Annotated in this window: 15 protein-coding genes; 5 read left to right on the forward strand and 10 right to left on the reverse strand. The window is 39.5% G+C overall.

Going from position 1 to position 19,533, the window contains the following annotated elements:
• Nucleotides 1–190 precede the first annotated feature (190 nt).
• The 5 genes from ACIQXQ_RS19830 to ACIQXQ_RS19850 form a co-directional block, all read right to left on the reverse strand.
• Nucleotides 191–838, reverse strand: a complete 648-nt coding sequence (locus ACIQXQ_RS19830) for a hypothetical protein (RefSeq protein ID WP_402959617.1) — start codon at nucleotides 836–838, stop codon at nucleotides 191–193.
• The gene (locus ACIQXQ_RS19835; RefSeq protein WP_402959619.1) at nucleotides 831–1,724 is read right to left on the reverse strand and encodes a hypothetical protein; all 894 of its coding nucleotides are present in this window, start codon (nucleotides 1,722–1,724) and stop codon (nucleotides 831–833) included. Before ACIQXQ_RS19835 ends, ACIQXQ_RS19830 begins: the two co-directional genes overlap by 8 nt.
• Before the next feature lie 326 nt (nucleotides 1,725–2,050).
• Complete coding sequence (locus tag ACIQXQ_RS19840; protein WP_402959621.1) at nucleotides 2,051–2,611, reverse strand: recombinase family protein; 561 nt, start codon at nucleotides 2,609–2,611, stop codon at nucleotides 2,051–2,053.
• 468 nt (nucleotides 2,612–3,079) lie between these two features.
• A complete protein-coding gene (gene cysI, locus ACIQXQ_RS19845) occupies nucleotides 3,080–4,810 on the reverse strand; it encodes an assimilatory sulfite reductase (NADPH) hemoprotein subunit (RefSeq protein ID WP_402959623.1) in 1,731 nt (576 codons plus the stop codon).
• A gap of 27 nt (nucleotides 4,811–4,837) precedes the next feature.
• The gene (locus ACIQXQ_RS19850) at nucleotides 4,838–6,649 is read right to left on the reverse strand and encodes an assimilatory sulfite reductase (NADPH) flavoprotein subunit (protein WP_402959625.1); all 1,812 of its coding nucleotides are present in this window, start codon (nucleotides 6,647–6,649) and stop codon (nucleotides 4,838–4,840) included.
• Nucleotides 6,650–6,884: 235 nt separating this feature from the next.
• Between ACIQXQ_RS19850 and ACIQXQ_RS19855 the strand changes: the two genes are divergently transcribed.
• Nucleotides 6,885–7,778 (forward strand): LysR family transcriptional regulator, encoded by an 894-nt coding sequence (locus tag ACIQXQ_RS19855; protein WP_402959627.1) that lies wholly within the window; start codon nucleotides 6,885–6,887, stop codon nucleotides 7,776–7,778.
• A 154-nt stretch (nucleotides 7,779–7,932) separates the two neighbouring features.
• The gene (locus tag ACIQXQ_RS19860; RefSeq protein ID WP_402959629.1) at nucleotides 7,933–9,123 is read left to right on the forward strand and encodes an oxalate decarboxylase family bicupin; all 1,191 of its coding nucleotides are present in this window, start codon (nucleotides 7,933–7,935) and stop codon (nucleotides 9,121–9,123) included.
• Nucleotides 9,124–9,341: 218 nt separating this feature from the next.
• Here the strand turns inward: ACIQXQ_RS19860 and ACIQXQ_RS19865 are convergent, their stop codons facing one another.
• Nucleotides 9,342–10,010, reverse strand: a complete 669-nt coding sequence (locus ACIQXQ_RS19865) for a YybS family protein (RefSeq protein ID WP_402959631.1) — start codon at nucleotides 10,008–10,010, stop codon at nucleotides 9,342–9,344.
• A gap of 236 nt (nucleotides 10,011–10,246) precedes the next feature.
• Here ACIQXQ_RS19865 and ACIQXQ_RS19870 point away from each other — a divergent pair, with 236 nt between their 5' ends.
• Together ACIQXQ_RS19870 and ACIQXQ_RS19875 are read left to right on the forward strand one after the other, a co-directional pair.
• The gene (locus ACIQXQ_RS19870; RefSeq protein ID WP_402959633.1) at nucleotides 10,247–11,662 is read left to right on the forward strand and encodes a PQQ-dependent sugar dehydrogenase; all 1,416 of its coding nucleotides are present in this window, start codon (nucleotides 10,247–10,249) and stop codon (nucleotides 11,660–11,662) included.
• Between the two features lie 171 nt (nucleotides 11,663–11,833).
• Nucleotides 11,834–12,319, forward strand: coding sequence for a DinB family protein (locus ACIQXQ_RS19875; protein ID WP_402959635.1), 486 nt, complete (start codon nucleotides 11,834–11,836; stop codon nucleotides 12,317–12,319).
• Nucleotides 12,320–12,719: 400 nt separating this feature from the next.
• Here the strand turns inward: ACIQXQ_RS19875 and ACIQXQ_RS19880 are convergent, their stop codons facing one another.
• A complete protein-coding gene (locus ACIQXQ_RS19880) occupies nucleotides 12,720–13,061 on the reverse strand; it encodes a winged helix-turn-helix transcriptional regulator (protein WP_402959637.1) in 342 nt (113 codons plus the stop codon).
• A 196-nt stretch (nucleotides 13,062–13,257) separates the two neighbouring features.
• Here ACIQXQ_RS19880 and ACIQXQ_RS19885 point away from each other — a divergent pair, with 196 nt between their 5' ends.
• On the forward strand, nucleotides 13,258–14,040 hold the full coding sequence (locus ACIQXQ_RS19885; RefSeq protein WP_402959639.1) for an SDR family oxidoreductase: 783 nt from the start codon (nucleotides 13,258–13,260) through the stop codon (nucleotides 14,038–14,040).
• Between the two features lie 482 nt (nucleotides 14,041–14,522).
• On the opposite strand, the gene ACIQXQ_RS19890 is transcribed toward ACIQXQ_RS19885, so the two are convergent.
• The 3 genes from ACIQXQ_RS19890 to kdpB all read right to left on the reverse strand — a co-directional run bounded on the left by ACIQXQ_RS19890 (nucleotide 14,523) and on the right by kdpB (nucleotide 19,530).
• A complete protein-coding gene (locus tag ACIQXQ_RS19890) occupies nucleotides 14,523–16,847 on the reverse strand; it encodes a histidine kinase (RefSeq protein ID WP_402959641.1) in 2,325 nt (774 codons plus the stop codon).
• Nucleotides 16,848–16,908: 61 nt separating this feature from the next.
• The gene (gene kdpC, locus ACIQXQ_RS19895) at nucleotides 16,909–17,466 is read right to left on the reverse strand and encodes a potassium-transporting ATPase subunit KdpC (RefSeq protein WP_402959643.1); all 558 of its coding nucleotides are present in this window, start codon (nucleotides 17,464–17,466) and stop codon (nucleotides 16,909–16,911) included.
• Between the two features lie 24 nt (nucleotides 17,467–17,490).
• Complete coding sequence (gene kdpB, locus ACIQXQ_RS19900) at nucleotides 17,491–19,530, reverse strand: potassium-transporting ATPase subunit KdpB (protein ID WP_402959646.1); 2,040 nt, start codon at nucleotides 19,528–19,530, stop codon at nucleotides 17,491–17,493.
• Nucleotides 19,531–19,533 lie beyond the last annotated feature (3 nt).

Here is a 19,533-nt window from a genome sequence, read left to right on the forward strand (position 1 = left end):
TTATCTTATAAAATATAAATTAAAACCTGGTCAAGGACTTCTTATAGCAAATGATAAAATATCTCATGGAAGAAAGGAGTTTATTGATTCTGAGCAATATAAAAGGATAATGACCAGGGGGTTGTTTATCCAGAGACCCCATAAAAACTGAGTTTAAAAGGGAATCTCTAAAATACGAGATTCCCTTTTCTTATTGTATACTTTGTTTTAGATAAGAAATTATCTCTTTTAGCTCTTCATGAGTACATTTATTTCTGGAATAAATATACTTTTCGTTCCCCTCGACTTCACCTATAACTAATGGAGAATCATCCTGAATATTATATGTTAAAGCTATGGTTGCTGTAAAATCACCTTCATCAACTTCCGAAGAATGAAAATCACCTCTTTTAACTGAATAATAGTCCCCTTTTTTATAGATTCCCTCAATCCTTTTCTCAACTATCACTTTTTGGCCTGTCTGCTTTATAATAGATTCTCTAGAATTATATTCTACATTATAAATTATATTTTGTTCAGAAGAGACGAAACTACTATCATAAATATAATTTCTTAAACTGCCGCTTAAAATATGACTTTTTAGCTCAAATTTATGAGTGTGTATTGGATAGAATGGTTTCTGACTTCTTCTCTCTCTGTGAGACCAAATATGCAACCTAATAGCATGGTCTTCGAATGTACCCAAAGGTATATGTATAAAACCCAGAGGATGCCAATTTCCTTCTATATATCCAGATTCTTCAAGATGATTAATAGCCTCTATAACAGAATTTAATATATTAAAATGGTTATCTTCGTTATTTATTTGATAGCAAATTTTTTTAAGAATATCATGCATAAGGGTTTTCCCCCTTTCTTATCAAACCAATAATTTCTTCAAGATTAATATCATTTAAACTTTCGTCATAAATTTCTAACTTTTTAAGAATATATATCAGTTTTTCTTTACTCAGCTCACTAAATATAAACCCCTTTATATCAGTTCTTAAAACTCTACTTTGTTCCAAGCTTAATCTTAGTTCCTCTTTATATGCTTTATGAAAAAAGGTTCCTTGAACGCAAAATAACGCAGGTTCGGCAGGATCTTCCTTAGTAATAACCAATACTGAAGAGGATAGATCAAAACGGAATAGTGATACTTCCTTTTTTAAACCAAGTGTTACCTCTATTAACGGCTGTTCTCTTTTCCATATATATACAGAAATGATAGTGGCGTAAATTTCCTTTTTAGCTCTTTCAATATTCCAAGGATCTTTTGCACCGGTCCTCACCCGATTTCTATAGTTTACATATGATTCTAAGACATCATTGTTTGTGGGATCAAGTACTTGAATATAAATTCTTTTAGTTGTATTCGAAGTCCTAGAAGCTTTCGCAAGTTCTGGTAACGTGACAGCTCTAGTATGTCGGCCAGTCCCACCACTATACCAATATTCATCCGCTTCTCGTCCTTCTCTTAACTTTTCCTTGATTTGATATGGAGAAATCACTTCCATATTTGAATTATTCATAACTTTTGGTGTCAACCAAAAAACTAAATAAGCTATTAAAATTGTGGTAAACCCTGTAGAAAACAAATTCTCTAATACGCTATTAATTAGTGCAATTTCTATTTTAAGATTTGGTAATAATAGATATCGAATCATTAAAATAAAAAACAAAATGAGTAAAGATAAAGCAAGAAATTTGTTTCTACTTGTTGCTGAATAGAGCAATTTCTCCAATTTCCAACCCCCAAAATCAAATTATAAATTCTCAGTAATTAACAATCTAAAATCGCGATAAAAACTCTTGGATATTCACCCTGTTTAATGAGATCTTATCCTAAGATTAATAGCAATTTCTATAAAATTTATAGTTCTAAATACATCTTACACCTTTTAAGTTGTATTACTCACTAAATCTTTTGCTCTCATTAATTTTTTGACGAGTTTCTTCTATTATATATTAATATTATCTAGGCCTTATTCTACTCCTGTAAAATCTTATCCTTATCCAAAATTATCTCGTTTATCTTTATGATGATATATTTTTAAAAATATAAATCTGCTTAATGTACCACCTTTTGTTTTCTTTTAGCCCTAATCAAGGTACTCTTAGAAATACCGGTCATGTTTTCCACTTGCTTATAAGAGTTAGAGTCTAATAGCTGAAGAGCATGTTCTATCTGTATCTTACTAAATTTCTTAGGCCTACCTTCTCTAAAATCATCACGCAGTTTCGCAATAGCTTTCCCTTCTTGAGTTCGCTCTACAATCATGTCTCGTTCAAACTCTGCAAAAGCACTCATCACGCTAAATATCAATTTTCCTGTAGGTGTATTCTCTACCAGACCCATATTCAAAATATGTACCTTGACTCCTTTTTCAAACAATGACTTTATTGTCTTAAGAGCATCCACCGTTGACCGTGCAAAACGATCCAGCTTGGTAACGACCAAGGTGTCCCCCACTTGTAGCAAAGAAAGTAATTCTTGAAATTGTGGACGATCTGATTTAGTACCCGTGAACTTTTCAGAGTAAATTTTTTCACACCCTTCTTTTTCTAATGCTTGAAGTTGTGCTGCCAAATCCTGGCTGACTGTACTGACCCTTGCATACCCGTATTTCATGTTCTATTTCCCCTTTTTACATAACATTTATAACCCTAAGTTATGACACCTGTCTATCTACTGATATTACTACACTAAAAAAATAGGGTCAAATCTTTTGAGTTATGCCACCAATCAAAAAAGCCAATTTAATTCATCTTGGATTATTCAATCAATTATGGAGGCACGTTTAATATACTTATATAAGGTCGATTCCCTAACTACAAAAATAAATACAGAAGTCAAAATAAGAAATACCAATTCTATCAAGATACGGAGGAAGGAAATTTTTTACAATAAAAATCAAACTACTCAACGCTACCTTTACCCATTTCAATTTTTTAACCGCCTTATGATTGGGCTTATTGAGAACCAAGTTCAAATGCTTATTGTTCAACAATCGGTCTATCTTCGAGTTTATTCAATATCGGTTTTTCGACAAATACCAAAAAAGAGACAGGCACAAGTCCTGTCTCAAATACTATTTGGTTATGCATGAAAATTCATACCGTCTGTTGTTGCTTTAATGACTCCCGTGCGGACGACGAAGTTTCCAAAGTGTTCGCCTTCTTGTCGTTCTTTTGCATAACGTGAAAGCAGTACACGCAATTCGCTTAATATTTCTTCTTCGCCAATATTTTCGCGGTACATTTTACTGAGTCGGCTGCCATCAAAAGCCGCTCCGAGATACATATTGTATTTACCGGGGGCTTTCCCGATAAAACCAATTTCTGCGAGGGCTGGACGGGCACAACTGTTAGGGCAGCCCGTCATACGGATGGTGATTTCTTTATCCCGTAGACCATTTTCATCAACAATGCTCTCGATTTTTTCAAGTAAATCCGGTAAATAACGCTCAGCTTCCGCCATCGCCAATCCGCATGTAGGAAGAGCTACGCATGCAAGTGAGCTACGACGGAGTGCTGAATAATGCTTGCCATCCGTCAAACCGTATTGTTCCATCAGTTCATTGATTATTTTCTTTTTTTGACTGGAGACATTGGCAATGATCAGATTTTGATTGGCTGTTAACCGGATATCCCCTGTATGGACTTTCGCAATTTCACGCAAGCCGGTCATCAGCTTGTAATCATCAAAATCGGCAATACGGCCACTTTGGACAAACAGGGTATAATGCCACTTACCTTGCACGCCTTTCACCCAGCCATAGCGGTCCCCATTATGATCGAAATGGTATTCCTTCGCTTCAGCCAAGTTCCAGCCAAGACGGTTTTCCAGTTCGGCTTTTACATTTTCCAAGCCAAGTCGATCAAGCGTATACTTGAATCGGGCATTTTTTCGGACGGAACGATTTCCATAATCCCGTTGAATCGTAATGACCTTTTCCGCCACATCCAAAATTTGGTCTGGTGTACAAAAGCCGATTACCTTGGCAAGCTGAGGGTATGTCGCAGTGTCGCCATGGGTCATGCCCATGCCCCCGCCTATCGCTACATTGAATCCGACAAGTTTAGCATCTTCAACGATTGCAATGAAGCCTAAATCTTGTGAATATACATCGATGTCATTCGATGGCGGAACAGCGATACCAATTTTGAACTTCCGTGGTAAATAAAGCGGTCCGTACATCGGTTCCACTTCTTCCACATCCGGTGTTCCGACCACCTTCTCTTCATCAAGCCAAATTTCATGATAGGCCCTTGTTCGTGGCAATAGATAGTCACTCAACCTTTTTGACCATTCATATACTTCCGTATGTATCTCTGATTGATAGGGATTCGAGTTGCACATGACGTTTCGGTTCACATCACCGCATGCTGCAATCGTATCAAGCATGGACGCATGGATATCCTGTATCGTCTTTTTCATATTCCATTTTAAAATGCCATGCATTTGAAACGTCTCACGTGTTGTCAGCTTTAACGTGCCGTTTCCATATTTCTGGGCAAGTTCATCCATGACAAGCCACTGAGCTGGCTGGGCCACACCTCCAGGCATGCGTACACGGAGCATGAATTGATAAGCTGGTTCAAGCTTTTGTTTTTGTCTTTCATTTCGAAGATCCCGATCATCCTGCAAGTAACTGCCGTGATGCTTCATCAAACGATTATCATCATCGGGAATACCGGCACTTATCCGGTCTTGCATCACTTCCTTAAGCGTTCCACGCAAGTAGTTGCTTCTTTCTTTTATCTCCTCGACGTCACTAGGCGGGCCGTCTGGTGCTTTTAGTATTGATTTTAATAAAGGATCCACCATATTATTTTATCTCCTTTCCGTCCGAAATCAGTATACATCTCGCTGATAGCGTTTTTCTTTTTGCATGTTGTTAAGATAGCTTACCGCTTCCTCACGGCTCATGCTGCCTTCTTTTTGGATAATTCCTATAAGGGTTTCATGGACATCATGTGCCATATTTTTCTCATCCCCGCAAATATAAACAGCAGCACCCTCTTGCAACCACTTGAATAGCTCATCACTATGTTCAAGCATGCGGTTCTGTACATATACTTTTTCATCGGTGTCACGCGAAAACGCAACATCCATCTTAGATAACACACCTGATTTCAACCACTTTTGCCATTCGGTCTGATAAAGGAAATCCGTGACGAAATGCTGATCCCCGAAAAACATCCACGATTTACCTTGTATTCCCGCTTCCTCACGTTCTTGCATAAACGAACGGAATGGAGCAACACCTGTACCTGGTCCTACCATAATGATTGGGGTGTCTGGATTACTCGGCAGCTTGAAATTTTGGTTAGATTGAATGTAGATTGGCAAGGTGTCACCTGGTTGTAACCGTTCCGCACATAATATAGAACAAACTCCATTTCGTTCACGTCCATACGTATTGTACCGCACTGTTCCGATTGTTAAATGGACTTCATCTGGATTCGCGGATAAAGAGCTCGCAATCGAATAAAGACGGGCCGGCATTTTCCGAAGAGTGGAGACGAACTCCTGTGCCGATTCCCCCCATTGACCAAAGTCGCGGATTAAATCAAGCAAATCTCTTCCTTGACGGTAGGCTTTTAGTTTTTCTTCATTTCCTGGTGACACTAGCTCCCGTAATTTTTCATTGCTTGAAAGCTGTGCCGCCTGTTCAAGAAGCGATTTAGTCAAAACAGTTATCTCCAAATGGGAGCTGAGTGCTTCTTTAAGCGAAAGAACATCTCCCTGTTTGTTTACGGTCACCTTTTCTTCAGGCTCCCACTCGATCTCCTCAAGAATAAGGTCTACAAGAGCAGGATCATTTTCTGGATATACACCAAGACTATCACCAGGCTCAAATGTGAGTCCAGAGCCTTCTAGCGACAACTCCAGATGACATGTTTCTTTATTTGAACCTCGGCCATTCAAATTCAAGTTTTCCAGAACTTCGGCTTTGAATGGATTTTTTCTTGAATATACGGATTCACCAACAACTGATTGCTCAGCAGGAGCAACAATAGCCGCTTCCCCGGCCTCACTTAAGCTCGCAATAACACCTTCTAGCCACTCCGTTGCAGGTTCATCATAATCCAAATCGCAATCAACGCGAGGATAAAGCCTTTTGCCACCAAGCTCTTCCAAACGCTCATCGAAGTCCTTGCCCGTTTGGCAGAAAAACTCATACGAGCTATCACCAAGCGACAACACGGAAAAATGGAGATCATCCAGTTTCGGTGCACGTCTTCCATTCACAAATTCATGAAACGTCAAAGCATTATCCGGCGGGTCACCTTCACCATGTGTACTAACTGCAATAAGAAGGTTTTTGACTTTCTTCAACTGATTCGGCTTGAAATCACTCATGGAGGAAACGGCTACTTGAAAGCCTTTTTCCTCTAACTTCTTAGCCGCGTTCTCCGCAATCCTTTGGGCGTTGCCTGTCTGGGACCCGTAGAGAATGGTCACTTCTTTTGATATTGTCTTTTCTTGTTGTTTAACAAGAAGTTCTTGCAGTGGTGCCTCTGTTATCGCAGAAAAAGACTGCGTCGCAGACAAATAACCGTTCAGCCAAACTTTTTGCGTTTCTGTCAAAGTTGGCAAAAGACGATTAAGAAGTTCTACTTGTTCTTGGTTAAACGGACTGTTCATTACCTGAAGTTGCAACGATTTCCACCTCGCAAAAGAATAATAACTATCATTTTATGTATAACGAATATTCAAATAATTATTGTTATAGTCGCAAAACCTTTTATTCTAGTATACAAGCATAACAATAATGAAACGACATTTTTTCAATTCTATATATTTCTAGTTAAACTTTACCAGATGTAAAATCATTAGTAAAATATATATATGTTATTTAAACTATTAGGAATACTAATGATTAGGTGGGATATATTTGTATTACGATGCATTAAAAACGTTTGTAACCCTTGTCGAAGTCAAAAATTTCACAAAAACTGCCGATAGACTTCTAATGTCACAGCCCAATGTTAGTTTACATATAAAAAAACTGGAACAAGAGTTTCAGACAAAATTGCTTCTGCGATCGCCAAAATATATAAAAATCACCCCAACCGGAGAAATTTTATACGAGCGGGCAAAGCAGATGATCACGATTTACGAACAAACGAGACGAGACATCGAGGAGCGTCACAACACGATAAAAGGAGAATTAAAGATTGGTGCTAGTTTTACAATTGGCGAGTATATACTCCCCTCTTTACTCATCGATCTACAAAATGACTATCCCGAACTCGAGCTTCAAGTCATGATAGGAAATACGGAAGAAATCGTTCAATCCGTCCAGTTATACAAAGTGGATATAGGCTTGATTGAAGGCCAGACCAATGAAAAGGAGCTTTCCGTGCACTCCTTCATGCAAGATGAGTTATTTATTATTTCATCCAACAAACATGAACTAGCCAAGAAAAAAGATCTAACGATATCCGACCTGCAAAATCAGGCATGGGTCACTCGAGAAGTAGGATCGGGTACCCGTGAATACCTGAACCACCTTATCCGTTCAAACGGGCTGAAAGTCAAGTCGCTCCTGACCATCAGTAGTAACCAAGGAATTAAAGAAACACTTATAAAAAATGGAATGGGCCTCTCTCTCCTGTCCCGTAGTGTCATAGAAAGAGATGTACAGCATCATACCCTTTCTATCTTACAGGTGAAAAATGAGACGTTTCCACGTACGCTTTCCTATGTTTACTCTCCTATTATGAAAGATAAGAAAAACGTTCAAACTTTTATAAGTTCGTTAAAACAAAAATGGCCAACACAATAAGAATCAAACGAAATATAAAGGGAGGAAACGTCATATAAGTATTAACTTCCAAATGCAACCTGTTCTTACTGGCATTGAAAAGTAATGTGAGTAATATACATCATGTAGTACTGTTTAATTTCAATTAAACGGGATGGATTAAGGAGGTAAATCATTGACGAAGCCGATTGATTTTACAGTGTATGCGGATAGAATACCTGAACCGATTCGAGCTGACGGTGCTGGTGCAACAGATCTCGGACCACGTGATATTTTACGAGCATTGGAAAATCCGGATATGCTTGTGCCCCCAGTGACGGATGAGGGAACTGTTCCGAATTTACGGTTTTCCTTCTCCGACACGAATATGGTTTTAAAGCACGGTGGATGGTCAAGACAGATTACAATACGTGAATTGCCGGTCGCCACGACACTTGCAGGAGTTAATATGCGTTTAACGCCAGGTGGCGTAAGGGAACTGCATTGGCATAAAGAAGTCGAATGGAGTTTTATGCTTGCAGGCAGAGCGAGGATAACCGCTGTAGACCAGAATGGGAAAAACTTCATTGCAGACGTTGGTGTTGGCGACCTATGGTATTTCCCACCTGGCATCCCCCACTCGATTCAAGGTTTGGAGGAAGGGTGTGAGTTTTTATTGGTGTTTGATAACGGGGCTTTCTCGGATTTAGACACCTTCGCAATCTCAGATTGGTTCGCCCATACCCCTAAAGAAGTTCTATCTGCTAATTTTGGTGTACCGGAAAGTGCATTTAAAGATATCCCGAAGCAGGAAAAGTACATTTATCAAGGGGAAGTTCCCGGTCCAATCGATCAAGTAGCGATTCCAGATCCTTTCGGTACCCGGAATTTTACGCATAGCCTCCTTGGTCAAGAGCCTGTTACATCTCCAGGGGGATCAGTCCGTGTGGCGGATTCCACCAATTTCCCTGTGTCGGAAAATATATCTGTAGCGCTTGTAGAAGTCTTGCCGGGAGCGATGAGGGAATTACACTGGCATCCGAATAATGATGAATGGCAATACTTCCTGACTGGCCAAGGACGGATGACCGGTTATGCAGCTGATGGAACAGCTCGTACGTTTGATGTAAGAGCAGGAGATGTTGGGTACATGCCGTTCTGCTTTGGACATTATATCCAAAATACAGGCAGCGAGACGCTTACGTACCTAGAAGTATTCAAAAGCCCCAAATATGCCGATATTTCATTAACACAGTGGATGGCATTGGTTCCTAAAGAAATTGTGGAAAGTAATTTAAATGTGGCATCTGAAGTGATGGACGCATTAAGGAAAAAGAAATGGGAAGTGGTCAAATTCCCTGGATATACGTACAATGATTTCGAATAATGATAAGAAACCTTTCATCTAACAAATACGATTACTTCTTCGAACAGGGTCCCTTTAATAAAGGAACTCTGTTTCTCTCGAACGCCTGGTGATCTACTTTCTCACTATACTTGTAGGTGGATCTGTTGCTTCGTTAAATGAAGTACTCCAGGAGTCTATTCTCGATAGCCAAACCATTTTTCTTAAGTTTCACAGGAAATAGAGCCCAAGCAGGTTCGCTACGGCTCTATTTTTTGACTTTTACATTTTTTCTTAATTCTCCTGTCCTGAACATCATTCACCGGCTTGATCACTCTATCAGGCAGGGTTTGAGCCAATCGCTTCAGAACAAACGAACAAGCTTCTGCTGCTATCCATGCATACAGAATACTGAAAACCGCTATGAGAAATAAGGATGGAAAATGAAAAGACGTACCAAAGCCTGGGCCTAACACAGGAAAGCGGAAAATGAAAAGAATCGCTATGATTCCCATAAATAAGGTAACTCCCGACAAGAAAACAACCATAAGCCTTGTTTTCGACTTATAGAAGGAAACACCAAGTACCCATCCTAGAATACCCGTTGTGAAGGAAAAAATAAGTAGTTCGCTAGGCTGGATAAACAATACCAGAAGGATTGTCACAGAATAAGAAAGAAATCCGTATCTAACCGATACAATCGTTGCTAAACATATAGGTAATGTCGTCATCGCACTTACGACAAAACCAATGCCGGGCATATATCCCCCTGCTGATTGAAATATGGCTGCAAACGAACTTAATATCGCGGTGAGTATTAGTTTAGTGGTAGGTAACCATTCCGTAAGGTCACGTTTGATTTCAAAAAAAGGATGCTGCCAATACTGTACGGCTATACTTTTTACCCTCTTCAGAAATCCCACCTCCATCAAATAGTAACCTAACTTTATACTATTCACTGTTTTATCTAAAAATCACTGGATATCTATCCAACTTAACGATAGATAGCTGATTTATGAAGGCATAGTACATTATGACAACCTCTTTTTCTAGCTGGCTACGAAAAGATGGTCAACTCCTAGTTCGCTCCTTCATTATTTGGTATTAATAAAACAGGTCTAATCATATCTTTATAAAAGAAAAACGAAGAAGGAGTGTAAATTTATTGAAAAGAGTGAAGGTTGGTTTACGGCCCATTGTAAGTAAGATAAATTTACCGACTGTTTTGAAAACAGCGATACTCCCGGGTGACTCAAAAGAAACAATATTCATCGCAACCCAAGTAGGGGAAATTTTTTATATAAGAGACGGAGTTATACGGACGTTTATAGATATTCGCCTGCGTATCGTAAAACTAGGTGCTTCTGGAGGTGGATATGATGAACGCGGATTGTTAGGACTAGCGTTTCATCCCCAATTTTATGATAACGGTCTGTTTTATCTTCATTATTCAGTAGCTGGAGCACAGGGCCCTGGTGCTCTTCCTGATTCTTTTTCACCTAACCCGTGCGATTTAAGGACGTTAAACCTAAAGTGGAACGATAGAGAAACTCGATATGACCATATTGATACTTTGGAAGAGTGGGTTTTACCTTCGAATGGTGAACCTCAACAACGACGGACATTACTAAACGTAAGAAGACCATTTTCTAATCATAATGGTGTAAATAGCTTAAACTTTTCACCTGAAACAGGAAGACTCGTTTTAACCACAGGGGATGGTGGATCAGGCTTTGATCCATTCAATTTAAGCCAGAACGACATGGAAATCGCCGGTAAAATAATTGAAATTGATGTAGGTAAGAATACATTCATCCAAAATCCCCCCATCGTCACACGGTTCAATGAACTTCCCCTACCTATTCAGGAAACACTTACGGTAATTGTTAAAGGAGTACGGAATATACCTGGCATTTCATTTCAAAGATTTAATAATCAGTACATCAAATATGCGGGAAATGTCGGACAGGATGTGGTAGAGTCCATTTTTTCATTCGGTCCGTATAAACCAATACCGGTCACCCATCTTGTTCGAGCTTTCCTCATGAAATTTGAAGCGGACCAAGAAGAATTGATTAACTTTGGCTGGCGAGCGTGGGAAGGTATCCTCCCTACTCCGATTGTAAAGGGTTGCTCTGCGAATCCAACATTGGAAGAGAAAATAATGGCTTATTATGATGAGGCCCTAAAGGTATCAGGAAATCGTCTTGAACCTGTGACTAGTTATTTTCATAAAGATCCCCGACCCGATAAATTTGGAGGAACTGCACTGACAGGAGTGCAACCCTATATGGGGGATAAAATCCCCGCCTTAGCAGGAAATATTGTGTTTACTGATCTTGCACGGAAGAAAGAAAGTCAATCTCCGGCTAGAGGGGTTTTAGCTTACACTAGTATAAGAGAAGATTGTAAACGAAATGATTATAACGTGATTCAAACCGATTATAATTTTGGTTCCCAATCAGCTTATTATGTGAGCTTGGGAACCAATCTTGATCAAACTACACTATATTTAGGGGTTTATGGCTCGATGAAAGTGACTGATTTTAACCAAGGTACTATTTTTGAAATTATTCCGTGAAGAACTTATCAAAGCAAGAACACCCTGAAGCCATTGAGGGCTTGTGAAATCAGTTTACTTAAAGAAAGAATTTATCTTATGTTTATTGAAATAGTCATACTAAATAAGATTTTTTAAATATTCTTAGGTATATTTTTACGGTAATTATTTTCTTATTGTGGAGGGTTGTGATTGAAAACACTTTTCAGATATAACTGGATGGTAAGAGAAGACTGGTATCGTTGGTGTGAAGAGTTAAGTGAAGATGAGCTTTTGCAAAACCGAACAGGTGGAATGGGGAGTATCTTGCACACACTTTTCCATATTGTTGATGTCGAGTGGAGCTGGATACGTCTCTTACAGGGGAAAACTGATTTTCAGGAGAGTTTCCATAATTATAAAAGCTTGAATAAGGTTCGACAATTGGACGCAGAATTTCATTTAGAAGTGGAGAACTTTGTGAATAACTGGGATGTTAGTATGGAAAATCAATTATTTTACGATACCCTGCCAGATGGAAGAATTGTAACGGATACTTGGGGCGAAGTTATGAGACATACCATTGTTCACGAAATTCATCATATAGGACAACTATCCATTTGGGCAAGAGAATTGGGAAGAAAGCCTGTTTCTGCAAACCTTATCGGACGAGGTCTTTCTTCTAATTCTAAAAAATAATCCAAATAGATAATAGTTTATTTTTCTGGTTTATTAGCGGAAACGATGCTCTAAAGTGCATCACCTTTATTGTTTACTGACGGGACTTTTTTTGTGGAGCAAAAAGTATTTGTGAAGCATTATAATTAAACAAACAGGGGCATTAGTTGAATGATCAAGTAGGAGGAGGCGCTTAGCCTCCGACCTCTCGCACGACCGTCAGCATTGTTCAATATACGGCGATTCAGGTAACTTCGACATAGTTTTTTTGTACTCGTTCCTATGCTTTTCTAATCCCTTATTATCAAGGGGGTTCAGGGGGTGTTACTTCCTATCATGATTCCGATTACCCCACCCAAAATGGATGCGAATAACTTATGAGCGACCGACTAAAAACGTAATGTGACCTTCCTGGTTTCGGTTATTTTTCCACACTCTTGCAATTATCAATATACTTGCTTCCCCATTCCGTGAGCTCATTAATCGTTGGGAAGAGCTTTTCCCCCAATTCGGTTAGGGAGTATTCCACTTTTGGCGGAACTTGATGATAGACCTCACGGTGAATAAGTTGAAAGTTTTCCAGCTGCCTCAGTTGTTTAGTCAGTGACGAGTGCGTTAGGCCGTCGAATTTCCTTAACAGTTCGTTGAATCGTATGGGTCCGTTCTTTAGATGAAAGATAATTACGAGGGACCATTTACCCGACAATACTTTCTGAGCTGTAGTGAACGGGCAAATTAAGTCAGCACTTGTTAATTCAATCATGGAACTCCACCTCTTCCTTTACTCTACGTTCATATTACCTCTATCATGCTAAAAAACAAGCCTGCATTTAACTGTTGTCCGCCATTCTTAATATCCCCTTTGATCGTAACGACACATAAATATCGTACTATTCAGAATCATTATAATCTTTTAATATTGATAATGCATTCAATTTATCTTTAAAGGAGTAGATGATATGTCGACGAATAAAGGAAAATTCAATGGTAAAGTGGCATTGGTTACAGGGGCAAGTCGTGGGATAGGGGCTGAAATAGCCAAAAAATTAGCTGTTGGCGGAGCGGCATTTATAGGAGTTCATTACGCCAATAATAAGGATGCTGCTTTAAAAGTTGTGGATGATGTCAAGTCCTTGGGTTCAAAAGCTGTGGCTCTGCAAGGAGATTTAACCACTGGTATTTCCGGTATAAAAAAGCTTTGGACCGCATTTGAAGATGCTACTCGCTCGGAGTTGGGGACTGTACACTTAGATATCTTAATCAATAACGCAGGTATCTCACCGGCCATTCCATTTGAAGAAACATCGATTGAAACGTTTGAAGATGTCATGAATGTTAACCTTAAAGCTCCGTACTTCATTACTCAAGCAGCTAGCCCATTTATTCGGAACGGTGGACGAATCATTAACATTTCTTCTGGCTTTACTCGTGTGGCTGGTCCCATGCATACCATTTATTCCGCTTCCAAGGGAGCCATAGACACACTTACTTTGGCCTTAGCTCCCCATTTTGCATCCAAAGGCATTACTGTGAATGCAGTGGCCCCGGGAATTACGGCTACTGATATGAACGAGGATATGCTCTCCACCCCAGAAGGACGTGCCGGAGCGGAGGCATTTTCTGCATTCTCTAGAGTGGGCACCACTGAAGATGTTGCCGATATCGTTGCATTTGTAGCATCTGAGGAAGCACGATGGATCACGGGGCAAGTTATCGATGCCTCTGGTGGAAGCAGGCTTTAAAAGCAAAAAACGACTAGAAGTTATGGGTTTTATGCGACTTAATAATATACGAAAAAGCAAAAGAAAATATAGATCATTTTGCTATTGGTCCCTTTAATCAGAATAAGAGAAACCTGCATTGTTTGGGGTTTCTCTATACTTCGTTCTTGTGATATTTATTTTTAAATCAAAGTATGAATCCTTCTAAAAATAATATTCTGCCATGTTTATGACATCGGAAGACTCATATATTACAGAAAGCTGCCTCGTAGTTACCTAAGCAGATAATTTTCAGTCGTTTAAATACAAATGAAGCTCTATATACATTCCCTATAACTCAATATTTTGACATGAATCAGCTAGAGTTAATTGGAGCGATATTCATTCAAACACAAGCAATCAGAAAGAAAGTGTCTGGGAACACACCGCCTGTTTAATGTTTATTAGGTTCTCATTGATGCAGGAATCCATTCTATGAATATACATCACTCGTGAACGTCCATTCAATCAGCCACAATTAAAACATCGAGGTGTCTTGCTTCTCTTAAAAGTTGTGCGACAATCGAACCTTGAATGATTTCTTGCCACCTTTCTTTTGCTGAATGTCCAATGATGACTTGTGTAGCTTTTTTGTCTTGTAATTGTTTAGTGACTTCACTTACCACCATTCGCCTGTTGGTTGTTGAATATATTTCGAAAGTGCCACCTAATCGTTTCGTAAGGTTCTTTATTTTATCCAATATAATTTGCTTGTCATTAGGTAATGTTCGTTGATCCTTCACATACACTACATACCACTTTGCTTTAAGTCGATAGGCTATCCGGAAACCCCTTCTAATCAAACGCTCAGAGTCTGGTTTAAGGTTAACGCAAACAAAGATTACTTCTGCTTTTCTCCAAGGGCCCCTTACTCCTTCTTTTCGCTTGAATGATTCTAACCTATCGTCTACATCATCTGCTAATTCACGGAGTGCAAGTTCTCTCAAGGCTATAAGATTTCGAGTCTTAAAAAAATTATTCAAGGACTGCTCCACTTTATCCATGGTATAAATATTCCCTTCTTGCATTCGCTGCCTAAGCGCCTTTGGGGAGACATCAATTAATTCAAGCTCATCGGCCAATTGTAGAATCCTGTCAGGAACCGTTTCACGTACGCGAACCCCTGTAATTTGCTCTACACTATCATTCAAGCTTTCTACATGTTGAATATTCATAGTAGAAATAACGGATATCCCAGACTCCAATATGTTCATAACGTCTTGATAACGTTTTTGGTTTTTACTTCCTGGCACATTTGTATGAGCCAATTCATCAACAAGCACAACTTCAGGATTACGGATGATGATTCTGTCAAGATCCATTTCCTCTAACAAGACGTTCTTATACGGCACCTGTTTCCGGGGTATTGTTTCTAACGTGTCAACTTGGGAAGCCGTTTCTTTACGACCATGTGTCTCCAATAATCCAATCACAATATCAATTTCACTTTTCTTTAATTGATTGGCCTCCCTCAGCATGGTATATGTTTTCCCTACGCCAGGAGCAGAACCAATATACACCTTTAATGTTCCTCTTTTCACTCCCTGTATTTTTTCTTTTATTTCTTCAGGCGAGAGTCTTCGGTATGGATTCTTTTTCTTTTTTTTTGACTGAACGGCAGGCAATACCCTTTCCCCTTCTCCTTTTGTCCTATCCGCTACAACACATACATCCATGTTTTTCGTTTGGCCCAATATCTTATTGACTATAGAACCATGGATGATTTCTTCCCATCTCGTCCTTTTGGATTGACCCAGGATAATCCGGGTTATATAGTGCTTCATGGCATACCCAACGATTTCTTTTGCAATATCACCCCCGTTTATGGCTCTTTCTTCAAACTTCCCATTTAGCTTTACGATAAGTTTTTGTATAGAACTTTTAAATAACGACTCCTCTTTAGATAGCTCTTTCTGACTTGGAATAAAGCTAACCACCACTAAATCTCCGCCTAATCGTTTGGCTATTTGATCGCCTCTTCGAATTAAAATGGAGCCATTCCAATGGTATTGTACACATACCAAGATTCGTTCAGAAGCACCTGATGGTCCCATTAACCCTTCCTGTTCTCTATGTTCAGTAAGATCTTCTTCCACTTCTCCAGCCAAAAAACGGAGTGACAGCTCCCTAAGAACCGCTAAGTTATCTTGATTATATAGTTTCATATCGGCTTCTGTTTTCTTGTTGTTTTCCATGATTTTTCCTTCTTGCAGACGTTTAAGTATTGCTTCGGGTGTCACATCCAAGAGGCGTACTTCGTCAGCCAGCGTCAACGTATTCTCGGGTAGGATCTCACTTACATGAAGCGGGAGATTCAGTAGATGTTCAGCAACTTTCTTTACTCCTTTCAATTCATAAATATTTATTGTTGTGATAACGCTGATATCACTTTTTATTAATTCCATAACATCTTCTAATCTAGTAGGATTTTTAGCAGACGGCCGGTTTTTGTGAGCTAACTGGTCAACTAAAACCACTTCAGGATTTCTTTTTTGAATTTCATCTACATGTAAATCTTTCCTAATAAGTCCATTACTCTTCCATTCAATTGTGGGCACTGCCTCTAGGCAACCTACTTGCTCCATTGTCATTTGGTTGCACCCATCACTAATAATCCCGATAACTACGTCAATACCACGCCCTTTCAACTCATTTCCTTCCATAAGCAAATGATAGGTTTTTCCGGACCCACTAACAGATCCGAGTATGATCTTCAGTCTGCCTTTTTTAATGTCGGAAATAGATTGTAGAATTTCATCTGGTGTTTTCCTTCGAAAGTGTTCGTTCATAAAACTCCCCCCAGATTCCTTTCTAGAGTGTTAGGAGAAAATAGAACTCTCCTAAACTCGATCATTTTAGATCATCCAAAGCAATATTTAATTTCAACACATTAATATGAGGTTCGCCGAAAAGTCCAAATGAACGATTTTCCGTATTTTCTTCGACTAGATTATATAAACTTTGTTCAGATATATCCCTCTCTTTTGCGATACGCGGAACCTGAACAAGTGCTCCTTTTGGAGAAATATTTGGATCAAGACCTGACCCAGAGTTTGTCATCAAGTCAGAAGGTATTTCCTCTTTTTTAATTGAAGGATTCGCTTTTAGAAATTCAGACATTTCATTTTTGGTTCGCTTGATCATTTCTTCATTAGATGGTGAATAGTTTGGCGACCCTGAGCCTGCAGCGTCATATTCTATAGAAGAAACCCGGCCATGAAAATAGCCAGCCTCTTCAAAAGATTGACCAATTAATTCTGACCCGATGATTTTCCCTTTTTCATTTTTAATTAAGCTGCCTTCAGCTTGTGCAGGCATCATCACTTGTGAAAGTCCTGTTATGAGTAACGGGTAAGCCATACCACATATCATGAATAGCACAAAAACTACACGTATATTTTTCAACATCTATTCTCACCCTTATATTTGATTTTAAGCTACTTTAAACAGTTCAAGTATTAGGTCTATACATTTAATGCCAATGAAAGGAACGACCACGCCACCTAATCCATAAAGGAACAAATTCTTAGTCAATAATCTTGAAGCGCTCATCGGAACATATTTTACACCCTTCATGGCTAACGGGATCAGGAGCGGGATAATAATGGCATTGAATATCAATGCTGATAATATCGCACTTTGCGGTGTGGCTAATCCCATTATATTTAAGGCATTCATTTGCGGGATAGCCAGCATGAACATGGCTGGTATGATCGCAAAGTATTTAGCCACATCATTGGCAATGCTGAACGTTGTTAATGCTCCACGTGTCATGAGTAACTGTTTTCCAATCGCCACTACTTCAATGATTTTTGTAGGATCTGAATCCAGATCCACCATGTTTGCTGCTTCTTTGGCTGCATTTGTTCCTGTATTCATTGCTAGCCCCACATCTGCCTGTGCCAATGCAGGGGCATCGTTCGTGCCATCCCCGGTCATCGCGACAAGTTTGCCTTCCGCTTGTTCACGCTTAATTACGGCAATTTTATCTTCCGGCTTTGCCTCTGCAATGTAATCGTCTACCCCGGCTTCTTTCGCGATTGTGGCGGCCGTTAAAGGATTATCTCCGGTACACATGACGGTTTTGATGCCCATTTTCCTCAATTCATCAAATCGCTCTTTCATACCTGCTTTAACGGTATCTTTCAAATAAATGACACCTAGGATCCGATTTCCTTCTGCGACTACTAAGGGCGTTCCCCCTTGGCTTGCTACTTCATCACTAATGTCTTGCAAATCGCTGGGAATGTTTCCGCCTTCTTGCTTTATATAGTTCTTTATTGAATCGACGGCACCTTTTCTGACGATTCTTCCATCGGAAAAATCTGTCCCGCTCATCCTCGTTTCTGCCGTAAAGTCAATGCCTTCCGAGTCACTTTTTTCCAATTCTTTTTCAAGTAATCCTGATCTTTTGGCCAATTCGACAACAGAGCGGCCTTCCGGTGTCTCATCATGTAAAGATGAATAGGCTGCGAATGTAGTAAGTTCCTTCTGATTCACACCCTGTACTGGTAGCAAGGCATGAGCCATCCGGTTACCATGTGTGATCGTGCCTGTTTTATCGAGAATGATAGTATTGATGTCTCCTGCAGCTTCTACCGATTTGCCCGATTTGGCAATCACATTGAATTGTGTCACTCTGTCCATTCCAGCTATGCCTATCGCTGAAAGAAGACCCCCTATGGTTGTTGGGATTAAACATACCAATAATGCCACCAAAGTTGCGATTGGCAATGTCACTTTAATATAGGAAGCAATAGGTACGAGTGTCACGCAAACAAGCAAAAAGATAAGCGTCAAACTCACAAGGAGTGTACTAAGTGCAATTTCATTCGGTGTTTTTTGCCGTTTAGCTCCTTCTACCAAGTCAATCATTCGATCCAGGAATGACTCCCCCGGATCACTACTAACTTTTATTTTTATATAGTCACTCATTACTTTTGTTCCTCCAGTAACAGAACTGAAGTCTCCACCCGGTTCTTTTATGACATTCGCGGATTCACCAGTTATGGCCGATTCGTCAACAGCAGCCACCCCTTCAATGACATCTCCATCACTAGGAATTAAATCATTGGCCTCCACTAAAACCATGTCACCTTTTTGCAGTTCCGTGGCATCGATTATCTTTACAGATCCATCTTTTTGGATTAACTTTGCTTTTGAATCAAGCTTTGTCTTTTTCAGACTATCCGCTTGTGCTTTACCACGACCTTCCGCTAATGCTTCAGCAAAGTTGGCAAACAGGATGGTTAGGAGCAAAATGAAAGTCACTGCACTGGTATATCCCCTATCTGATATTCCACCAAATAAATCGGGAAATATAGTCAGAAAAAGGGTCAAGACAAATCCTATTTCCACCACAAACATGACTGGATTTCGTGCCATGGCTCTGGGATTCATTTTTTTGAAAGCATCTTTTATTGCTTCAAAAAGCATTTCATTATTTACTTTTCCATTACGCATCGTATTCATCTG

The sequence above is a fragment of the Peribacillus sp. NPDC097198 genome, assembly GCF_044762055.1.
Classification (GTDB): domain Bacteria; phylum Bacillota; class Bacilli; order Bacillales; family DSM-1321; genus Peribacillus.